This window comes from Pseudomonas serbica (assembly GCF_028823535.1).
GTDB classification, from domain to species: domain Bacteria; phylum Pseudomonadota; class Gammaproteobacteria; order Pseudomonadales; family Pseudomonadaceae; genus Aquipseudomonas; species Aquipseudomonas serbica.
This window is the reverse complement of sequence record NZ_JAQIYM010000085.1, coordinates 1-204: the sequence shown is the minus strand read 5'-3', so window position 1 is coordinate 204 and position 204 is coordinate 1. Positions and strand designations below refer to the sequence as shown.

The 204-nt window shown below is 68.1% G+C and carries 1 protein-coding gene; it reads right to left on the bottom strand.

What is annotated here, in order from left to right; all coding sequences use genetic code 11:
• Positions 1 to 204 (bottom strand): ImcF-related family protein (locus NQL71_RS29855; RefSeq protein WP_274643811.1); only part of this gene is annotated, 204 nt, incomplete at both ends.

The window sequence follows — 204 nt, the reverse complement described above, 5'->3', positions numbered from 1 at the left end:
GGTCAACTGGTCGATCACCTCGCCCAGGCTGTTGGCCGGCTGCCAGCGCAGGCGGTTGAGGAACGTCAGCCAGGCGCTGGCGTAGTCCTGGAAGTAGCGTTGGGTCAGGCGTTCGCGCAGCATGTCCGGGGTCAGTTCGGCGGCGATGTCGCCGGGCTGGTCGCTGAGCACCCAGTCGATTTCCTCGCGCCGCGCCTCGGCGAT